This window comes from Allobosea sp. GW822-FHT05A11 (assembly GCF_058800455.1).
The window spans coordinates 416,509-433,250 of sequence record NZ_JBXAMI010000006.1 but is presented as its reverse complement, the minus strand read 5'-3'; the positions used below and the strand labels follow the sequence as shown (position 1 = coordinate 433,250).

Genomic DNA, 16,742 nt, shown 5'->3' with positions numbered 1-16,742 from the left:
CGCGAGGATCTTCGTCCCATGGCTCCCGCCCCTGTTTCCGCCAGCCAGTCCGTGCTTGTCCCGACCTATGCTCGCGCCCCCGTCGCCTTCGAGCGCGGCGAGGGTCCCTGGGCGATCACGGCCGATGGCACCCGCTATCTCGATTTCGGCGCGGGCATCGCGGTCAACGCGCTTGGCCACGCCCATCCGCATCTCGTCAAGACGCTGACCGAGCAGGCCGGCAAGATCTGGCACACCTCGAACCTCTATGGCGCGCCGGATGGCGAGCGCCTGGCCCGCCGCCTTTGCGAGGCGACCTTCGCCGAACGCGTCTTCTTCACCAATTCGGGCGCCGAAGCGAACGAGTGCGCCATCAAGATGGCGCGGAAATACCATGCCGCGAAGGGCCATCCCGAGCGCTACCGCATCATCACCTTCGAGGGCGCTTTCCATGGCCGGACGCTGGCGACCATCGCCGCCGGCGGCCAGCAGAAATATATCGACGGCTTCGGCCCCAAGGTCGACGGGTTCGACCAGGTGCCCTTCGATGACGAGAAGGCGCTGCGCGCCGCGATCACGCCCGAGACGGCCGCGCTGATGATCGAGCCGATCCAGGGCGAGGGCGGCCTGCGCTCGGTTCCGGCCCGCTTCCTCAAGCTGCTGCGCGATCTCTGCGACGAGCAGGGCCTGATGCTGATCTTCGACGAGATCCAGACCGGCGTCGGCCGCACCGGCAAGTTCTTCGCGCATGAGAAATACGGCGTCGCGCCGGACATCATGTCGATCGCCAAGGGCATCGGCGGCGGCTTTCCGATGGGCGCCTGTCTCGCGACCGAGGAAGCGGCATCCGGCATGACGCTCGGCACGCATGGCACCACCTTCGGCGGCAATCCGCTCGCCATGGCGGTCGGCAATGCCGTGCTCGACGTGGTGCTGGCGCCCGGTTTCATCGAGAATGTCGGCCAGATTTCGCTCCGGCTGAAGCAGTCGCTGGCCGAGCTCAAGGACAAGCATCCGGATGTGATCCAGGAGATCCGTGGCGAGGGCCTGATGCTCGGCCTGAAGCTGCACACGCTCAACACCGACTTCGTCAACGAAGCCCGCGCCCATGGCCTGCTCGTCGTCGGCGCCGGCGACAATGTCGTGCGCCTGCTGCCGCCGCTGATCATCACCGAGGCCGATGTCGCGGAAGCCGTCTCGCGTCTCGACAAGACGGCGGGCGCGATCGAAGCCGCGCTGAAGCGCCCGGCCGCCGAATAAGTTCACCCCCAGATCCCCACCAGCGAAGCGAAGGAAGCGCCCGTGACGCGCCATTTCCTCGATCTCTCCGATTTCTCCGGCAACGAGCTGCGCGCCATCCTGCGCACGGGCGAGGAGATCAAGGCGCGACGCCGTACGCCCGCAGCCGCCGGCGACCGCCTGCTCGAGGGCAAGGTCATCGCGACCATCTTCGAGCAGCCGTCCTTACGGACCCGCGTCTCCTTCGATGTCGGCATCCGCGAGCTCGGGGGCTCGCCGATGATGGTCGCCGGCCATGAGATCGAACTCGGCGAGCGCGAGACCATCGCGGACACCGCCCGCGTGCTCTCGCGCTATGTCGATGCGATCATGATCCGCATCCTGGATCACGATTCGCTGGTCGAGATGGCGAAATACGCCACGGTCCCGGTGATCAACGGCCTGACCAAGCGCCAGCATCCCTGCCAGGTCATGGCCGACGTCATGACCTTCGAGCAGCGCAAGGGCGCGATCGAGGGCAAGCGCATCGCCTGGACCGGCGACACCAACAACGTGCTGACCTCCTGGGTCCACGCGGCCGGCCGGCTCGATTTCGAACTGTCCGTCGCGACGCCGGAGGAGCTCAGCCCCCCGCCGGCCCTGATCGCCTGGGCCAAAAAACAGGGCGCCCGCATCAAGCTGACCAATCGCCCCGAGGAAGCGGTCGAGGGCGCCGATTGCGTCATCACCGATTGCTGGGTCTCGATGGGCGATGACAACGAAGGCACCCGCCACAACCTGCTGCGACCCTATCAGGTCGACGACAGGCTGATGGAGCGCGCCGAGAAGGACGCGATCTTCATGCATTGCCTTCCCGCCTCGCGCGGCGAGGAGGTCACGGACGCGATCATGGACGGCCCGCAATCGGCCGTCTTCGACGAGGCCGAGAACCGCCTGCACGCGCAGAAGGGCATCCTCGCCTGGTGCTTCGGCGGAGCGGCGGCCTGATGGCCGTCGACGACAGCATGAGCGCTGCCGGGCTCGACGACCGGGTCATCCCCTTCGCCGTGCCCGATCTCGACGTGCGCGGCCGCGTCGTGCGGCTGGGCCCGGCGATCGATGCGATCCTCGATCGCCATGGCTATCCGGAGCCGGTCTCGCGCGTGCTCGGCGAAGCCGCGGCGCTGACCGTCCTGCTCGGCACGGCGCTCAAGTTCGAGGGCCGCTTCCAGCTCCAGACCAAGAGCGACGGCGCCATCCCGATGATGGTCGTCGACTTCAATGCGCCCGACAATTTCCGGGCCGTCGCCCATATCGACGAGGCCAAGCTCGTCGAGGCGATCGCGCTCGGCAAGGTCTCGAGCGGTGAACTTCTCGGCGAGGGTCATCTCGCCATGACCGTCGACCAGGGCTCGGCCACGACCCGCTATCAGGGCATCGTCGCGCTGAAGGGCCAAAGCCTGGAAGAGGCCGCACACCAGTATTTCCGCCAGTCCGAGCAGATCCCGACGCATGTCCGGCTCGGCGTCGGCACCGTCACCACGGGCGGGCGGCCGCAATGGCGCGCCGGCGGCATCCTCGTCCAGTTCATGCCGCACTCGGCGGATCGCCTGCGCGCTGCGGACATGCACCCGGGCGATGCACCCGAGGGACACGACATCCTCGCCAAGGGCGATCCGGACGGCATCGCCGACGATGCCTGGATGGAGGCGCGCTCGCTGGTCGAGACGGTCGAGGATCACGAACTGCTCGACCCGACGCTGGAGAGCGAGCGCCTGCTCTATCGCCTCTTCCACGAGCGCGGCGCCCGCGTCTTCGAGCCGGTCGTCGTGCGCGAGGACTGCCGCTGCTCGCGCGAGCGCGTGCTCGCGATGCTGCGCGGCTTCGCCCCCGAGGATCGCAAGGCGATGATCGCCGATGACGGCAAGCTCGGCGTCACCTGCGAATTCTGCTCGCGGCGCTATTCGTTCGATCCGGCCGAGGTCGAGGACGGGCTGTCGGCGGGCGAGTAAGCCGCCCGTCATTCTCGGGCGTCGCGAAGCGACGACCCGAGAATCTCATGCCGAAAAAGTGCGGGAGGCTTCTTGTCTAGCGATGCTCGGGTCAAGCCCGAGCATGACGCGCCTCAGCTGGCCTGGCACTCCGCCATCAGCTTGCGCATGAAGGCCTCGCCGGCCGCCAGTTGCTCCAGCGTGATGTACTCGTCCGGCTGATGCGCCTGGTCGATCGAGCCGGGGCCGCAGACCACGGTCGGGAGCCCCGCCTGCTGGAAATGCCCGGCCTCGGTGGCATAGGCGACCGCGATCGTGTGGTTGCGGCCCGAAAGCCGCATGGCGAGCCGCTCGGCCTCGGAGCCCGGATCAGGCGCCAGCCCCGGCACGTCCGAGGTCATCTGCGTCTCGATCGCGGAACTTGGCGCGGTCGAGCGCATCCGCGCCAGCACCTTGTCGGCGGTCTTTGCGAAGCGGGCCGGGCCGGCCTCGGGATCGGAGCTCGGCACCGTCCGGATCTCCCAGAGGATCTCGCTGCGATCGGCGAGGATGTTGCGAGCGATGCCGCCGTGGAACGTGCCGATATGGATGGTGTCATAAGGCGGGTCGAAGCGGCCGCTCGTGTCTGGCCGCTGCCTGGCGTCCTCCGCCATCTGGTCGAGCTCGGCGGCGAGCAGGGCGCCGGCATGGACGGCGCTGGCGCCGAGCTGCGGCTTGGAGGAATGCGCTGCGAACCCCTTCACCACGGTCTGGAAGGTCCGCACGCCCTTATGCGCGTCGCAGATGTCGAGCATGGTCGGCTCGCCGACGATGACGGCGCGCGGCCGCGGCAGGCTCTTGCCCATGGCATTGATGCCGTCGACCACGCCGAGGCAGGTCACCTCCTCGTCATAGGACAGGAAGAGATGGATCGGCGTCTTGAGGTTCGCCGCCAAAAAGTCCGGCACCAGCGCCAGCCCCAGCGCGACGAAGGCCTTCATGTCGACGGCGCCGCGGCCATAGGCCTTGCCATCCTCGACATGCAGCGTGAACGGGTCGCGGCTCCAGGCCTGGCCGGCCACCGGCACCACGTCGGTATGGCCGGAGAGGACGACGCCGCCGCGATCCTGCGGGCCCACGGTCGCGAACAGCGCCGTCTTGTCGCCGGTCTCATTGGGGAAGCGCACGCTGGAGACGCCCCAGCCGGCGAGGTAATCCTCGACGAAATCGATCAGCGGCAGGTTGGACTTGTCGCTCACCGTGTCGAAGGCGACGAGGCGGGCGAGCATTTCGAGCGGCGTGTAGCGCTGCCCGGCTTGAGCGGAGGCGGTCAATGCAGAACCTTCTTCACATAAGGGGAATCGAGCGGGAAGAGCGGCACCTCGACATCGAAGATCGTGCCGTTCTCATCCTGCATGGCGTAGAAACCGTGCATCGAACCGTCAGGCGTCGTCAGCGGGCAACCCGAGGTGTAGTTGAAACTCTCGCCCGGCCGCAGCACCGGCTGCTTGCCGACCACGCCCTCGCCGCGGACTTCATGGACCTCGCCGCGTCCGTCGGTGATGAACCAGTGCCGGGTCATCAACTGCACGGTCAGCGTCGAGAGGTTCACGATCTCGATCGCATAGGCCCAGAAATACCGGCCCTGCGCATGCGAGGATTCTCCATCCATGAAGCTTGGCGCCGCGCTCACACGCACGCCATGCGTCTGTGCCTGATACATGGAAAGGCTCCGCCTCGGCCGGTCGCGGCTCTATCGTGTTGATGTGTTACCGGCCGGCCGGCGCCAGCGTCAATGCGGGCGAGCCGCGATTCTGGCGTGGACAACCCGCTGGCCTATGCATGGCCCGCCCCCGTCATGCTTGGCCTTCAGGGCCTGCTTCGCTAGCTATGACCGATTGTCCCCTGCGGAACGCGCATGCTGACCTTCAAGCCCGGCATCCAGCCCGACAGCTCCATCCGCGCCTTCATCGAGGCGGGTGCGATCACCCTCGCCCGGCCACCGGCCGAGGGGCAGATCCAGCCCGCGAGCCTCGACCTGCGGCTGGGCGAGCGGGCCTATCGCGTCCGCGCCTCGTTCCTGCCGGGCCCGCAGCGCACGGTGCGCAGCCGGATCGAGGATCTCTCGCTGCACGAGATCGACCTGACGCAAGGCGCGGTCCTGGAGACCGATTGCGTCTATATCGCCGAACTGATGGAAGGCCTGCGCCTGCCGAAGGGTCTGCGCGCCGCTGCCAATCCGAAGAGTTCGACCGGCCGGCTCGACGTCTTCACCCGTGTCATCACCGACCGCGCCCGCGAGTTCGATCTGGTCGAGGACGGCTATGAAGGGCCGCTCTTCATCGAGATCTCGCCGCGCACCTTCCCGGTGCTGGTCCGCTCCGGCTCGCGTCTCTCGCAGATCCGTTTCCGCGCCGGCGAGACCCGCCTCGACGACCGGGCGCTGGGCGAGATCCACGCCCGCGAGACGCTGGTCAGCGCCGCCGAGCCGTCTTTCCAGGGCGGTGTCGCCGTCAGCGTCGATCTCTCGGGCTTCGATGGCTTGCTCGGCTATCGCGGCAAGCATCACACGGCGCTGATCGATGTCGACCGCGTCGGGGCTTATCGGTCCGCCGATTTCTGGGAGCCGATCCACGATGACGGCTCGGGCAGCATGATCCTCGACCCCGGCCAGTTCTACATCCTCGCCTCGAAGGAGGCGGTGCATGTCCCGCCCGACTATGCCGCGGAGATGACGCCCTTCGACGCGCTCGTCGGCGAGTTCCGGGTGCATTATGCCGGCTTCTTCGACCCCGGCTTCGGCCACCGCGCCGCCGGCGGCCAGGGTGCGCGGGCGGTGCTCGAAGTCCGCTCCCGCGACGTGCCCTTCATCATCGAGGACGGCCAGATCGTCGGCCGTTTGGTCTATGAGAGCATGGCGGCCCGGCCGGAGGCGCTCTACGGCGCCGATCTGAAGTCGAACTACCAGGGCCAGGCCCTGAAGCTCTCCAAGCATTTCAAGGGCTGAGGCGCCGCCTGATGCGCTCCGCGCAATTGGAGCTGCGTGCGGCGATTCCCGGATGACACTGGGGCTCGGACCCGCTATGAACGCGGGCCTGCCGTGCGCTGCTTCGCCAGCGTGAAGGGCATGCGGGCGTAGTTCAGTGGTAGAACGTCAGCTTCCCAAGCTGAATGTCGTCGGTTCGATCCCGATCGCCCGCTCCAAAATCCCGATGGGCCAGGCCCCTTCTCGAAAATTTTCAGATGACCGCAGTTCCGGGCTGCGAGGTTTTGCCGTTCAACAGGCGGCGAAAGTGGTCGGCCTGCTGATAGAAGCGTTCTGCGGCGACCTTGTCGCCCGCCGCTTCAAACCCTCGGGCGAGGGCCGCGGCGCGGTCATGGCGTGCCTGCAGGTCGGAACCTGTCGGCTTCTCCGTTCGATTGCGCCGGCGGGGTGCCGGCAGCCGGGGATGTTCGAGGTGCATGGCTTTCTCCTCAGCCCATGATCCGGGCGACGATCCTGCGCAACTCCTCGCGGGACAGGCCGCAGGGTTCGGGTTTCCAGTTCGGGGCGGATTTCGGCAGCGAAGGTCCCGAGACCGATGGGCCAGGGGGCTGTGTCTTGTTGTGGTCGTGTCGGATTTTGCTTTTCATGTCGTTCCAGTGGCGCGCGGCGGAGCCGCGCTGCCTGTAAAGCTGCCGGGCGGAATGCCGGCGGCAGCGTGCCGCGAAGCGGCGTTCGATTGTCGAAGAGGTGGAAAGTCGGGCAACGCGCCTGTTGCGGCGGGCCAGTCGAATCACGCGATCGATCGGGCATTGTTAGCGCCTCATTGTGGCCTTTTGACGTTGCAGCCTTGACGCTCTGCCGTGACCTGGCGGCACGCAGGCCGGCGCTGCGCCGCGGTTCTCCGTCCGCGATTCCGATCCGCTGCAATCTCGCTCCCATCGCGGGATCGAATCGTCGTTTCGCGGGTTGGTCTGCCAGATCATCGAACCGAATATCGTATTTGGTCCGATGCTTTGAGCCGCCGGTTCGGCGCAAGGAGCAGGATATGATGACGATCAGGCAGACAACTACCACCCTCGCCGCCGTTCTGATGCTGGCTTCGCCGGCCATGGCGCAGCAGCGCTCGCTCGGGCCGGCGACGGGAACCGTGCGTCTCGAACAGGTTCAGGCGGGCTTCATCGCCTCCGGCGAAGCCGGCGGCGGGACGCTGCGTTTCCAGGGTCGCTCCTACCCGATCACGGTGGGCGGGCTCGGCATCGGCTCGATCGGCGCTTCGCGCTCGGTCGCCTCGGGCACGGTCTACGGGTTGCACCGCAGGTCCGACTTCGCGGGGGCCTATGTCCAGCTCAAGGAGGGCTGGGCCGTCGGCGCCGCCGGCCGTGGAACCACCTGGCTGCGCAACGATAAGGGCGTGACGCTCAAGCTCGCGACGCGTCGTCAGGGGCTGCAGCTCCAACTTGGCGCCGACGGCGTTCTGATCGGCTTCAGGCAGTAGGACTGGAGCCGCTTCACACGGATAGGGCGGCGCGCCCTCTAGGCTTTTGCGCCGCCTCGACTATGGTGCGGGCACTTTGGAAAGCGTGCTTCGCCCTCTGTTGATCTGTGCTGCCGCCGCCGTTCTGGCGGCGGTCTTGTGCGTGGCGCTGCGCCCGCTTCTGCTGCGCTATGCGCTGGCGCGGCCGAATGCCAGGTCCAGCCACAAGATCCCGACCCCTCAGGGCGGCGGCATCGCCGTTCTCGCCGGCGCCTTCCTCGCACTGGGAGCGGCACTCTGGCTGGCGCCGGTCGAGGGTGAAGCAACCCGCTCGGTCTTAGTGCTGGCTGTTGCCGTGACCGGCCTCGGCATCGTCGGCGCCTGGGACGATATCCGCCCGCTGCCGGCGAGCGTCAGGCTTGTTCTGCAGGCGGTCTGCGTCGGTTTCGTGCTGCTTCGCGCCGCGCCGGAGCTGCGCCTGTTTCCCGAATTCCTGTCGCTGCCGGTCGAGCGCGCCCTTGCGCTCCTGGCGGGTGTCTGGTTCGTCAACCTCGTCAATTTCATGGACGGGCTCGACTGGATCACGGCGGCCGGCATGGTGCCGCTGGCGGCGGCGCTCGCGCTTGCCGGCATGGCCGGCACGATCGATCCAGTGACCGGCTGGCTCGCCGCCGCGCTCTGCGGCGGGCTGCTTGGCTTCGCGCCGTTCAACCGGCCGGTGGCGCGGCTGTTCCTCGGCGATGTCGGCTCGCTGCCGATCGGCCTGCTCACCGCCTATCTACTCTATCGGCTGGCCGGCACCGGCGCTTTCGCCGCCGCGTTGATCCTGCCGCTCTACCACATCACTGACGCCACGATCACGCTGCTGCGGCGCCTCGCTCGCGGCGAGAAGGTCTGGGAGGCGCATCGCTCGCATTTCTACCAGCAGGCGACGACGAACGGCTTCAGCGTGCTGGGCGTGGTCGGCCGGGTCGGCCTGCTCAACCTCGCGCTTGCCGCCATCGCGGGCGTTTCGTTGATCTGGCCTGCCCTCCCGGTCCAGTTCGCCTGCCTGGCCGTCGCCGCTGTGCTCACCGGCCTGCTGCTGCGTCGCTTCGCGACAGGCCCGCGGCATGGCTGACGAGCGAGTCCTCGTCACCGGCGCGAGCGGTTTCGTCGGGCCGCATGTCGTCGCGGCGCTGATTCGGGCCGGGTATCGCCCGCGTCTGGCCCAGCGCAGCCAGAAACCGGTTCCTGCGGGCGCGGAAGCGATCGTGACCGGCGATCTGATGTCTCCGGTCGACTGGCGCACGGCCCTGGAGGGCATCGACCATGTCGTGCACATGGCCGGCCTCGCCCATGCCGGGCCGGGGCTCGACGAGGCGCTCTACCGCCGCCTCAATACCGAGGCGACGCTGGAGCTCGCCCGCGCCGCCCAGGCCGCCGGGGTGCAGCGCTTCGTCTACCTCTCCTCGATCAAGGCGCTGACCGATGCCGTCGACGGCCCGCCCCTGCGGGAGGACAGGCAGCCCGCACCCGGCGACGCCTACGGCCGCTCCAAGCTCGCGGCGGAACGGGGCCTTGCCGCGCTCGATCTCGATTGGGTCGCCCTGCGTCCGGTCCTGATCTATGGGCCGGGCGTGAAGGCCAATATGGCGGCGCTGCTCAAGCTGGCTCGCTTGCCAGTGCCGCTGCCCTTCGGTGGCTTGAAGGCGCCGCGCTCTCTGCTCGCCGTCGAGAACCTGGCCAGCGCCATCCTGTTCGCGCTGACGCCGGCCTGCCCGGCACGGCAGAACTATGCGCTGTCCGACCCGGACCCGATCAGCGTCTCCGACATGCTGGCCGCGATGCGCGCCGGGCTCGGGCGCGGCCGGGGTCTCCTGCCCATGCCCGAAGCCTGGTTGCGCCGGCTGGCGCGTCTTGCCGGCCGCGAGGACACCTTCCTCAAGCTGGCGGGCAGCCTTGTCGCCCGGCCCGAGCGCCTGCTCAGTGCCGGCTGGCGGCCGCAGGTTGAGACGAAGGCGGCGCTGGCGCGTCTGGCCGCTTCGAGTCGCGCCGGCTGAAATCCGGGATCGCCTCGTCGAGCACCGCATGGGCCGCGGCCTGGTCATTGGCTTTCACGGCCGCCTGGAGCTGTGCCAGCCAGGCCTCGATCCTGGCGCGGCCGGCGAAGATCGGCTTGGCCGCCATCACGCCGTCGAGCCCGGTTTCCGCCATCGGCTCGTCGCGGGCGAACAGGATCTCGTTCAGCCGCTCGCCGGGCCTGACGCCGGAGACGATGATCTCGATATCCTCGCCCGGCTCGAAGCCGGCGAGGCGGATCATCCGCTCGGCCAGATCCATGATCCGCATCGGCTGGCCCATCTTGAGCACGTAGACGGCGGCACGCTCCGCTTGCGTCTCTCCGGAGCGGGCATGGGAGGCGGCGGTCAGCACGAGATCGCAGGCCTCGCGGATCGTCATGAAATACCGGATCATCTCCGGGCTGGTGACGGTGACCGGTCCGCCCCGGGCGATCTGCGCCTTGAATTTCGGCACCACCGAGCCGGCCGAGCCCAGCACGTTGCCGAAGCGCACCGCGACCAGTCTGATTCCGGAATCCGCGGCGAGTTCGGCATCACGCGACTGCGCGTAGATCTCGGCGAAGCGCTTGGTCGCGCCGAGCATCGAGACGGGCTCGATCGCCTTGTCGGTCGAGATCAGCACGAAGGTCCGGGCGCCGGCGGCGACGGTCGCGTCGGTGACGTTCACCGAGCCGAAGATATTGGTCTTGATGCCCTCGCTCCAGTCGGCCTCCAGATAGGGCACGTGCTTGAGCGCGGCGGCATGGATGACGATATCGGGCCGGAAACCGGCGAAGAGCGGCATGATCCGCTCGCGGTCGCGGACATCGGCCAGCACGCCGGAGATGGCGGTGTCGGGCGCCTGCACCGAAAGCTGTTCGGTGATCTGGAACAGCGCGGGTTCCGAGCTTTCGACGACGAGCAGTTCGGCCGCGCCGAAGGCAGCGCAGCGCAGGCAGATCTCGGAACCGATCGAGCCGCCGCCGCCGGTCACGATGACGCGCTTGCCCTTCAGGAACGAGCCCAGCCTTTCACGGTCGATCGCGACGGTGGAGCGGACCAGCAGGTCCTCGATCTCCAGCGGAGCGACCTCCGTATCGCGCACGCCCTCGCCGAGGCTGTCGATGCGCGAGATCGGCAGGGCGAGCTTGCGGGTTCGCGCCAGCCATTTTTCAGGATGTGCCTCAGGCAACAGGGCGGAAGGGGTCGCGACGATCCGGCGGTAGGCTTCGCCGTGCTCGATCGCTTCGCCCGCGACCCGCTCGATATCGCCGAGCAGCCCGAGCACCGGCACGCCGCGGATCGACTGGCCGAGATCGTCGGGGCGGGGCGACAGGATGCCGGCCGGCCGGAGGCGCCGCATCGTGCCGGCTTCCATCGCGCGGATCACCATTTCGATCTCGACGCCGCGCCCGAGCAGCAGCGCCGGCAGGCTCGCCTCGCGCACGGCTGAGGTCCGCGACCGCGCATATTTGAAATAGCGATAGGCGAGGCGCGGGCCGCCGAGCAGCGCGACCTGCACCAGCCAGTACAGCGCGATCGAGATCTTGCCGAAATAGAAGGCGCCGTAGAAATTCGGCGCTACCAGCACATAATCGACCACCAGCAGCGTCACGGTCAGGACGGAAACCGCCTTGACGATGTTCGAGAGGTCCGGCAGCGAGGCGAAGCGCCATTTCGAGCGGTAGAGCGAGAACAGCCAGTAGACCAGCCCGGCATAGGCCGCGAAGAAGGGCAGGAAGCGCGGCAGGTAGCGCAGGTGCTCGATGAGCTGCGCCCCTTCGAAGCGGACGACGAAGACGAGCCAGATCGCCAGCGCCGTGACCGCGAGGTCATGCAGGATGACGGCGAGCTTCTTGAGATTCTGTTTGGGCAGGATGGCCATGTCCGGGCGGTATCCCGCTCCCTCGGCGGCTTGTCAACGCGTTGGGGCATCGGCCCGAAAAGTGGGGCGCGGTTTTCGGGAAAGCCGATGCGAAATCAAAAACTAGACGATCCCTCAGCGGCCTTGGGGTCTCGCTTCCAGCGCGCTGAGCACGAAGGCGATCATCTCATCCGCGTTCGGGCCGGGAATGCACTCGCATTGCGTGATCAGCAATGGGTGCATGAAGCGGATCATCGCCGTGCGGATGCAGCCCGTGGCATGGGCCGGCTCCATCGGCCGGAACTCGCCGCGGGCGATGCCGTCGGCGACGACACGGCGCAGCACCACGTCGAAGCGCTCGATATGGGCGATGATCGCATCCCAGCTCTCCTCCATCGCGGCGCAGACCATTTCCTGCATCCGGGCATGGCCGGCGAAGCGGGCCGCGTTCAGGCGATAGGAGGTCGCCAGGATGTCGCGCAGGCGCTCTGCGGCGGAGCGATCCTCGGCGGCGATCGTCGCGATGGCCTCTTCCTGTTCGCGCTTGTAGCGCTCGAGCACGGCCTCGTTGATCGACTTCTTGGAGTCGAAGAAGCGATAGACGTTGGCGGGGCTCATCCGCAGGGATTTGGCGATGTCCGCCACGGTCGTCTTCTGGTACCCGATATCGCGGAAGAAGCGCTCGGCGGTGTCGACGATGATCTGCCTGGTATCGCGTTCGGGGTTACTCACAGCGTCGCCGGCTGGGTTGTTTCAAACGAAGGCGGTGAAGAATTGATCGTTATGACGAATTTCATCATTCGTCAACATAATGGCGAATAAAGACTTTTGCCTTGATGTGCATCAATCCTCCCGCGAAGCTGTGCCGGGAGAACAGGCGAAGGCAGCCGAAGTTCCCGAATTCGCTTACCCAGCGGAAATACGCGTCCGGGCGAGCTTGAGCAGGGTTTCCGTGTCGAAATGGCGATCCAGATGCGTTGCGAGCGCATCGAGCGTCGCTTCGACCTCATCTTCATAGAGCAGCGCCGACGCACCTCGCTCCTTGTCGACGGCTGCCAGCCAGGCGCTGCGCACCGCGTCCGAAGCAAAGATGCCATGCAGGTAGCTGCCGACGACCCGCCCGTCCGCGCTCGCGGCACCCTCCGCGCGGCCCTCGATCCGGAAGGGCGCGCGGGCCGTGTCGATGCCCTCGGTCCGGCCGAGATGGATCTCGTAGGCCCGGCCGTCGGTCGCGCCCGCGGCATCGACGAAATCGACTTCGCGGACGGTCTTGTCGGCGTCGAGCGTGGTTTCGACGTCGAGTAGCCCGAGGCCGGGCGCTTCTCCGGGCGGCCCTTCCAGCCCGAGCGGATCGCGCACGACGCGCCCGAGCATCTGGTAACCGCCGCAGAGTCCGAGCACGCGTCCGCCGCGGCGGCGATGCGCGAGGATATCGATGTCCCAGCCTTCCCGGCGCAGCGCCGCGAGATCGCGCAGCGTGGTCTTGGAGCCCGGCAGGATGATGAGATCGGCATCTCCCGGCAAAGGCTGGCCAGGCCCGATCATGGCGAGGTCGACATCCGCCTCCAGCTTGAGCGGGTCGAGATCGTCGAAATTGGCGATGCCCGGCAAGACCGGCACGGCGATCCTGATCCGGGCTCCCGCTTTCCGGCCCGAGCGGATGTCGAGCCCGTCCTCGGCCGGCAGCCGGGCGGCATCGGCGAACCAGGGCACGATGCCGAGGCTGGGCCAGCCCGTGGCCCGCTCGATCGTCGCGACGCCGGGCGTGAACAGTTCGACGGCGCCCCGGAAGCGGTTGATCGCAAAAGCGCGGATCATCGCCCTGTCTTCGGCATCGAGAACCGCATGGGTCCCGATCAGGCTCGCGATGACGCCGCCGCGGTCGATATCGCCGATCAGCACGGCCGGGACGTCGGCAGCGCGGGCGAAGCCGAGATTGGCGATATCGCGGGCGCGCAGGTTCGTCTCGGCCGGCGATCCCGCGCCTTCGACGATGACGAGATCGGCCCCGTCGCTCAAGCGCGCAAAACTGTCGAGCACCTGCGGCATGAAATCCCCGCGCCGCCCGAAATCGCGCGAGGAGAGGCGGCCGGCGACGCGGCCTTGCAGGATGATCTGGCTGCCCCGCTCGCCTTCCGGCTTGAGCAGAACCGGGTTCATGTCGGGATGCGGCGCGATCCGGGCAGCGCGCGCCTGCAAGGCCTGCGCCCGGCCGATCTCGCCGGCGCCGGTCGCTGCGGCATTGTTCGACATGTTCTGCGGCTTGAACGGTCGCACCTTCAGCCCGCGATTGGCGAAGAGCCGGCACAAGCCGGCGACGATCAGCGACTTCCCGACATTGGAGCCGGTGCCGAGGATCATGATCGCGGGAGCGGGGGAGAGGGCCATGCGTCTGCTTAGCGCGGTTTGCACACGTGCGGAAAGCAGCGGCGGCGAGCGCCGCGGGAGGCGCTTGCATCCTCCTGACAAGGTTCGCCGGTCTTCTGCGGCATCCTGCTGCGCCAAAGGGGCGAAGTCGCAACAGGCGTCCGCCGAAGACCGGCTGAAACCCAATAGACACTGATCACTGACGAATGTCAACATTCATCATTCGCTATTTTTCGCCGGACCTTTGAAGCCGGCTGCCGACTGGATGCACGGCCCTTTACGGCGTGCTACAGCCAAGGCTCCTGCCCTTGCCGAGCCGATCCGACCGCGATGAATCCGATCCTCTCCGCCCTCCCCACCACCGTTTTCGAGGTGATGTCGCAGCTCGCCCGCGAGACCGGCGCGGTCAATCTCGGACAGGGCTTCCCGGACGATCCGGGCCCGCTCGATGTCCGCCAGAAGGCGGCTGAAGCAGTCGTCGACGGCTGGAACCAGTATCCGCCGATGATGGGCCTGCCCGAACTGCGCGAAGCGGCGGCAAAGCATTACAAGCATTGGCAGGGGCTCGATCTCGATCCGAACAGCGAGATCATGGTGACCTCGGGCGCGACCGAGGCGATCGCCGGCGCATTGATGGCTCTGATCACGCCGGGCGACGAGGTCGTGCTGTTCGAGCCGATGTACGACGCCTATCTGCCGCTGGTGCGGCGCGCCGGCGGCATCCCCAAATTCGTGACGCTGACCCCGCCGCGTTTCGGCCTGACCGAGGAAGCACTGGCCAGGGCCTTCTCGCCGAAGACCAGGGTCGTGCTGTTCAACAATCCGCTGAACCCGACGGCGACGATCTTCGGCAAGGCCGATCTCGACCTGCTCGCCGATTTCTGCGTCCGCCATGACGCGATCGCGATCTGCGACGAGGTCTGGGAGCATGTCGTCTTCGACGGATACCGCCATGCCTCGGTGCTCGGACGGGCGGACATGCGAGAGCGCACCGTCAAGATCTCGTCTGCCGGCAAGATCTTCTCGCTGACCGGCTGGAAGGTCGGGCTCGTCATGGCGGCGCCGGCGATCATGCGCGTGCTGTCCAAGGCGCATCAGTTTCTCACCTTCACGACGCCGCCGAACCTGCAGGCCGCGGTGGCCTTCGGTCTCGGCAAGGATGACGGCTATTACGAGGGCATGCGCGCCGATTTCCAGCGCTCGCGCGACCGCTTCGCGGCGGGCCTGCGCGATCTCGGCTTCGCGGTGCTGCCGAGCGCCGGCACCTATTTCCTCAATGTCGACATCGCCCCGCTCGGCGAAAGCGACGACGTCGATTTCTGCCGCCGTCTGGTGACCGAGAATGGCGTCGCCGCGATTCCGGTCAGCGCCTTCTATGCGGAGGGGGCGGTGAAGAACGTCGTCCGCTTCTGCTTCGCCAAGCGCGACGCGACGCTCGATGCCGCGCTGGAGCGGCTGGCGGCGCGCCGCCCGCGCTGAGGCAGAAGATCGGCTGAATCAGCCGGCGATCAGTTTGGTCGCGAGCGCGCCGGCGGCCCCGAGCCGCTTCTGCAGATCGGCGGCGACCACGGTGCCGTTCGCGGCCTGTCGAGCGGCTTCGGTTGCCGCCATCAACTGGGCGAGCGCCTGCTGGGCCAGGGGCTTGTCCTTGTTGCGGCGCGCGAGCTGGAGCATGGCTTCGGCCTGGCTGGCCCGTGTCTGCGCCCAGAGCAGCGGCGCGCGCTCCTGGCGATATTCCTCCAGCGCGGCGGCGAAGGCGGCGATCGCCTCCTCGATCACGACGGGCTCGCTGTAGCGCTCGCCCATCGAGGCCAGCACGCCGCCCATCTGGTTCTGGAGCTCGGCCCAGCGCATGGGATCGCGGCTGCGATCGATCGCCTGGGAGACGCGGTTGAGCCCGTTGAAGGCGCGTTCGAGCAGGGCGAGGTCGCTGCGGCGTCCGCCGAGCGTGGCGCGCGCACGCGAAATCATGTGCTCCGCTTCGAGCCAGCGGGCCTCGTCGTCGCTGCGCTTCCAGACCGCGAGCGCCGTGGCGTAGGTCGCGACCGCCTCCTCCAGCAGGTTGTCGTCCTTCTGTGAAATGCCGAGATTCACGGCGAGCCGGCCGAAACGCAGCTTCAGGGCGCGCCAGAGCGCCGGCGCCTCGTCATGGCGCAGATCCTCCAGCCCGGCCCGGCAATGGACGAGAGCCTCGTTGAGCAGCTTGCTGTCGCCACTGAGTCCGGCGAGCCTGTCGAGCGCGGTGGCCAGCGCTTCCTGAGCTCCGGCGAAGGCGACGGTATCGCTCAGGCTGTCCAGCCCTTCGAGCAATCGGCGCAGGGCGGCTATGGCGGCGTCATAGCCCTCGCGTCCGCCGAAATCCTCGCTAATCCGGGCCATGGCCTTCGCCTGGTCCAGTGCGGCGTCGCGGCTGCGGTCGATAGCGGCGAGGCCGATCAGGGCGGAGGCCTCGCCATAGCGGGCGGCGGCTTCGCGATAGGCCTCGGCCGTCGTGCGCAGGAAGCTGAGCGCGGCCCGGTCGGCGCGGTTCTCGCCGATCAGCAGCCGGCGTTCGAGCGGCAGAGTCGACAGGTCGGTGGAGCCGCCGATGGCATGCAGTTCGGCTTCGGCGAGGCTCTTGTCGGCTTCGGCGAAGCGGCCCGCGGCGATGGTGCCTGCCGCCTCGCTCCGCAGCCGCCTGATCTCCGCGTCGCCCAGCGGCGTCGCGAGGCGCTTCGCCAACGCAGCAAAGTCGGCTGCCTTGCGGTCGAGCAGGTTTTCGCTCGGCGGGCTGGAGCCGGGACGGCGCAGCCAATCCGCGATCATCGCTGCCAGAGCCATTGGCGCGATGCCGCTGCGCCCG

15 protein-coding genes and 1 tRNA gene are annotated in these 16,742 nt (G+C 67.8%); 9 read left to right on the top strand and 7 right to left on the bottom strand.

Annotated features, from left to right (window positions below):
* The first annotated feature begins 18 nt into the window (after nucleotides 1–18).
* The 3 genes from AC1RLU_RS21830 to AC1RLU_RS21820 are packed head-to-tail and all read left to right on the top strand — an operon-like array spanning nucleotide 19 to nucleotide 3,209.
* On the top strand, nucleotides 19–1,239 hold the full coding sequence (locus AC1RLU_RS21830; RefSeq protein ID WP_492798167.1) for an aspartate aminotransferase family protein: 1,221 nt from the start codon (nucleotides 19–21) through the stop codon (nucleotides 1,237–1,239).
* 42 nt (nucleotides 1,240–1,281) lie between these two features.
* A complete protein-coding gene (gene argF, locus AC1RLU_RS21825; protein ID WP_091857624.1) occupies nucleotides 1,282–2,205 on the top strand; it encodes an ornithine carbamoyltransferase in 924 nt (307 codons plus the stop codon).
* Nucleotides 2,205–3,209 carry an Hsp33 family molecular chaperone gene (locus AC1RLU_RS21820; RefSeq protein ID WP_492798166.1) on the top strand — a complete coding sequence of 335 codons (1,005 nt, stop codon included), beginning with the start codon at nucleotides 2,205–2,207 and terminating at the stop codon, nucleotides 3,207–3,209. Before argF ends, AC1RLU_RS21820 begins: the two co-directional genes overlap by 1 nt.
* A gap of 113 nt (nucleotides 3,210–3,322) precedes the next feature.
* Here the strand turns inward: AC1RLU_RS21820 and argE are convergent, their stop codons facing one another.
* On the bottom strand, nucleotides 3,323–4,501 hold the full coding sequence (argE, locus tag AC1RLU_RS21815) for an acetylornithine deacetylase (RefSeq protein WP_492798165.1): 1,179 nt from the start codon (nucleotides 4,499–4,501) through the stop codon (nucleotides 3,323–3,325).
* Nucleotides 4,498–4,890, bottom strand: coding sequence for a Co2+/Mg2+ efflux protein ApaG (gene apaG / locus AC1RLU_RS21810; RefSeq protein WP_061971076.1), 393 nt, complete (start codon nucleotides 4,888–4,890; stop codon nucleotides 4,498–4,500). Before apaG ends, argE begins: the two co-directional genes overlap by 4 nt.
* A gap of 195 nt (nucleotides 4,891–5,085) precedes the next feature.
* Here apaG and AC1RLU_RS21805 point away from each other — a divergent pair, with 195 nt between their 5' ends.
* Together AC1RLU_RS21805 and AC1RLU_RS21800 are read left to right on the top strand one after the other, a co-directional pair.
* Nucleotides 5,086–6,174 carry a 2'-deoxycytidine 5'-triphosphate deaminase gene (locus tag AC1RLU_RS21805; RefSeq protein ID WP_492798163.1) on the top strand — a complete coding sequence of 363 codons (1,089 nt, stop codon included), beginning with the start codon at nucleotides 5,086–5,088 and terminating at the stop codon, nucleotides 6,172–6,174.
* Nucleotides 6,175–6,296: 122 nt separating this feature from the next.
* Nucleotides 6,297–6,371: transfer RNA gene (locus AC1RLU_RS21800), tRNA-Gly, on the top strand.
* 35 nt (nucleotides 6,372–6,406) lie between these two features.
* Here the strand turns inward: AC1RLU_RS21800 and AC1RLU_RS21795 are convergent.
* On the bottom strand, nucleotides 6,407–6,631 hold the full coding sequence (locus AC1RLU_RS21795) for a DUF4167 domain-containing protein (protein ID WP_492798161.1): 225 nt from the start codon (nucleotides 6,629–6,631) through the stop codon (nucleotides 6,407–6,409).
* A gap of 567 nt (nucleotides 6,632–7,198) precedes the next feature.
* Between AC1RLU_RS21795 and AC1RLU_RS21790 the strand changes: the two genes are divergently transcribed.
* The 3 genes from AC1RLU_RS21790 to AC1RLU_RS21780 all read left to right on the top strand — a co-directional run bounded on the left by AC1RLU_RS21790 (nucleotide 7,199) and on the right by AC1RLU_RS21780 (nucleotide 9,669).
* On the top strand, nucleotides 7,199–7,648 hold the full coding sequence (locus AC1RLU_RS21790; RefSeq protein ID WP_142114243.1) for a hypothetical protein: 450 nt from the start codon (nucleotides 7,199–7,201) through the stop codon (nucleotides 7,646–7,648).
* An 85-nt stretch (nucleotides 7,649–7,733) separates the two neighbouring features.
* Nucleotides 7,734–8,747, top strand: coding sequence for an MraY family glycosyltransferase (locus AC1RLU_RS21785; RefSeq protein WP_492798159.1), 1,014 nt, complete (start codon nucleotides 7,734–7,736; stop codon nucleotides 8,745–8,747).
* A complete protein-coding gene (locus AC1RLU_RS21780; RefSeq protein ID WP_492798157.1) occupies nucleotides 8,740–9,669 on the top strand; it encodes an NAD-dependent epimerase/dehydratase family protein in 930 nt (309 codons plus the stop codon). Before AC1RLU_RS21785 ends, AC1RLU_RS21780 begins: the two co-directional genes overlap by 8 nt.
* On the opposite strand, the gene AC1RLU_RS21775 is transcribed toward AC1RLU_RS21780, so the two are convergent.
* The 3 genes from AC1RLU_RS21775 to AC1RLU_RS21765 form a co-directional block, all read right to left on the bottom strand.
* Nucleotides 9,593–11,545: an SDR family NAD(P)-dependent oxidoreductase gene (locus AC1RLU_RS21775; RefSeq protein WP_492798230.1), complete on the bottom strand. Its 1,953-nt coding sequence runs from the start codon at nucleotides 11,543–11,545 to the stop codon at nucleotides 9,593–9,595. The genes AC1RLU_RS21780 and AC1RLU_RS21775 overlap by 77 nt on opposite strands.
* A 123-nt stretch (nucleotides 11,546–11,668) precedes the next feature.
* The gene (locus tag AC1RLU_RS21770; RefSeq protein WP_061971028.1) at nucleotides 11,669–12,265 is read right to left on the bottom strand and encodes a TetR/AcrR family transcriptional regulator; all 597 of its coding nucleotides are present in this window, start codon (nucleotides 12,263–12,265) and stop codon (nucleotides 11,669–11,671) included.
* A gap of 174 nt (nucleotides 12,266–12,439) precedes the next feature.
* Nucleotides 12,440–13,921, bottom strand: a complete 1,482-nt coding sequence (locus AC1RLU_RS21765) for a cobyric acid synthase (protein ID WP_492798155.1) — start codon at nucleotides 13,919–13,921, stop codon at nucleotides 12,440–12,442.
* Between the two features lie 309 nt (nucleotides 13,922–14,230).
* Here AC1RLU_RS21765 and AC1RLU_RS21760 point away from each other — a divergent pair, with 309 nt between their 5' ends.
* Entirely contained in the window at nucleotides 14,231–15,379 is a 1,149-nt protein-coding gene (locus tag AC1RLU_RS21760) for an aminotransferase (RefSeq protein WP_492798153.1), read from the top strand.
* Nucleotides 15,380–15,397: 18 nt separating this feature from the next.
* Here AC1RLU_RS21760 and AC1RLU_RS21755 read toward each other — a convergent pair whose 3' ends face one another.
* A complete protein-coding gene (locus tag AC1RLU_RS21755) occupies nucleotides 15,398–16,720 on the bottom strand; it encodes a hypothetical protein (protein WP_492798152.1) in 1,323 nt (440 codons plus the stop codon).
* Between the last annotated feature and the right edge of the window lie 22 nt (nucleotides 16,721–16,742).